This is a genomic window from Mesorhizobium sp. WSM3879 (assembly GCF_002294915.1).
GTDB lineage: Bacteria > Pseudomonadota > Alphaproteobacteria > Rhizobiales > Rhizobiaceae > Mesorhizobium.
Genome location: NZ_NSFZ01000029.1, coordinates 1 through 2,659 on the forward strand (window position 1 = coordinate 1; position 2,659 = coordinate 2,659).

General features: G+C 60.4%; 2 protein-coding genes and 1 pseudogene. 2 read left to right on the forward strand and 1 reads right to left on the reverse strand.

The genetic code is table 11. The features are described 5' to 3' along the window. Together CK218_RS29810 and CK218_RS29815 are read left to right on the forward strand one after the other, a co-directional pair. A partial coding sequence (locus CK218_RS29810; RefSeq protein ID WP_348628747.1) for a putative Ig domain-containing protein occupies positions 1 to 1,455 on the forward strand: 1,455 nt, incomplete at its 5' end. A gap of 318 nt (positions 1,456 to 1,773) precedes the next feature. Beyond that, positions 1,774 to 2,016 (forward strand): hypothetical protein, encoded by a 243-nt coding sequence (locus CK218_RS29815; RefSeq protein WP_143749737.1) that lies wholly within the window; start codon positions 1,774 to 1,776, stop codon positions 2,014 to 2,016. 435 nt (positions 2,017 to 2,451) lie between these two features. Here CK218_RS29815 and CK218_RS30905 read toward each other — a convergent pair. After that, positions 2,452 to 2,659, reverse strand: a pseudogene (locus tag CK218_RS30905) (hypothetical protein); the annotation flags it as partial.

Here is a 2,659-nt window from a genome sequence, read left to right on the forward strand (position 1 = left end):
GTGGCCTTCAACACTCCGCCCGACTCCAACCCCGGCGCCAACCAGATCGCCGAGCTCGCCGCGGCGGGAGCACCCACCGGGATCACCGCTTCGGCCACGGATCCCGATGCCGGCTCGACGGTCACCTACAGCATCAACGATGCGCGCTTTGCCATCAATTCCAGCACCGGTGTCATCACGCGTTCGGGCACAGGCACGCTCGACTTCGAGACCCAGTCGTCGATCAACCTGACGGTGACGGCAACCTCCTCCGACGGCAGCACCGCCAACAAGAGCTTCACTCTCGCCGTCCTCGACAGCCCGGAGCCGGTCGCATTCAACGCTGCGCCCGATGCCAACACCGCGGCCAACCAGATTTTCCAGAATGCCGCCGCCGGTACTGCCGTCGGCATCACCGCTTCGGCCAAGGATCCCGATGCCGGATCGACGGTCACCTACACGATCGACGACTCGCGCTTTGCCATCAATTCCAGCACCGGCGTCATCACGCGATCAGGCACCGGCACGCTCAACGCTCAGTCCGAACCGACGATCGATCTCCATGTCACAGCAACGTCGTCCGACGGCAGTACCGACACTCATGCCTTCACCGTCGCCGTCACGGCCACCCAGTTGCCGACATCGGTGACCTTGGCGCACACCATTCTGACTTCGCAGTGGTCGCCGCCGAGTCCCGATCCAACCGATATCGTCTATATCTCCCACCTCGGCACCCTGCTCGTTGCCGATAGTGAGGTCGAGGAGATGTCGATTTTCACCGGCAAGAACCTCTACCAGATGAATCTGAACGGCACCCTGGCGGGCACGCTCACCACCATCAATTTCTCGGATGAGCCGGCCGGGGTCACCTATAATCCGGCGAACCACCATCTCTTCTTCTCGGACGATACCGGCACGAAGAGCGTCTACGAGTTGAACCCGGGCAACGATGGGTTTTACAACACCTCCGACGATATCGTGACCTCATTCAGGACCGCCGCGTTCGGCAGTACGGATTCGGAGAGCATCGCCTACGACACAAACCGCGGCGTGCTCTATCTCTTGGACGGCTCAACGCATAACATTTACACCATCGCTCCGGGCCAGAACGGCAAATTCGACGGCGTCCCAAGCACGGGGGGCGATGATGTCGTGACGAATTTTTCTGTAGCATCGCTCGGAGCCCCTTCTGACGGGGGGATCGCGTATGATCCGACCCACGACCTGCTTTATGTCATCGTGTCACGCACCTCCGTGGCAATGGTGACGCCAACCGGGAATCTGCTGGGCACGCTCGACATCTCCGCCGCCAACGCGAAAAAGCCGGCCGGACTGGCGCTGGCGCCGAGCAGCGACGATCCGAGCCACCAAATGAGCCTCTATGTCGTCGATCGCGGCGTGGACAACGACTCGAATCCAACCGAGAACGACGGCAAGATCTATGAATTCCATTTGAACGATTGGCTGCTCGCCTGATCTGCCGGGTGCGCCATTCAAGCTCCTAGGACCGTTTCCTCCTGCTCGGAAAGAACCGCGGCAGCCTCGGCCTTGCGATAGCTGTAGATACGGTCCGCAGGCCTAAGCCCGAGCAATCGGTGCAGTTAGTTCATGCCCCAGCCGAGGTGGATGGCCACGATCTCCGGTCGCAGGTTCTCGACGAAGCGGCGCCCTGGGGATCGCGTGATCACTTGTTGCCTCGGTGGCTGCTTTGGTGGCAAAAATTCGTAGGCGCACTTTAGGTTGAATTTTGACTGGCGACGATGTTCGATGAGGCGCGGACGAACGGGGGGCGTGATGAAGAAACAATGGTGGAAGTGGTCGGTTGAGACCGAGGAACTTGCAGATAAGCATTATGTGCGGGTCATCGAGGACGGTGTGGTCAGCATCAAGGGTTTCGGTTCTGAGGCAGATGCAAAAGCCTTCGCCAACAGCGAGCGCGCAAGGTTCGGGCTTGAGCTTGATACGCCACAGGACAATGAGCCCGGCCGTCAACGCCCGGCGAGCAGTCGGGTCGCTCCATCGCACAAGGCTAGCTAACGGCAGCCGGAACGTTATAGCGACCTTGAATGTTCAACCCGTTTCGCAGAGCCGAGACCTACTGTCAGGGGAACAATAAAAGCCGCACGAGCTCTGTTGAGCTGGTCGCGAGTGCGGCTCGCCGCCAGAGCGCATAACCAACGATCCTCGATTTTGAGAACGGGTCGAGGAACCCGAATCCACGCCATGTAGCCGCTATCCGCCAGGCCTTGGAGGATGCGGGAATTGTCTTTGGCCCAGAAGGGCCATTGCTACTCCGGCTATGGAATGGGATTTGCGGCCGAAGATGAAATGCGCCGTCTGCGGTGGCAAGCGCATTACGCACGCCCTAGAAGCCTCACACTCCTTGCGGTGAAGGTCTTTCGGGCGCGTGTCCGGAGAATAGGTCAGCGTTTCGTCTGCCGCCGCCGCCACATCCTATTGTCCGTCTGTCGATCACCGTTCGGGGTCAGCATCAGCGCCGAACCGGTCGCGGAGCGCCGGCAGATCGAGCTTCTGATAACGATGGCAATCCAGGCAGCCGCCAGTGACCGACATGCCCGCCTCGATAAGTTCCCGAAAGGTCCAGCCGTCGCTCATCCGGACGAAATAGGTTTCCGAGGTCAGAAGACCAAGAGTCCGCTCGTGAGGGGCGAGCGCCTCC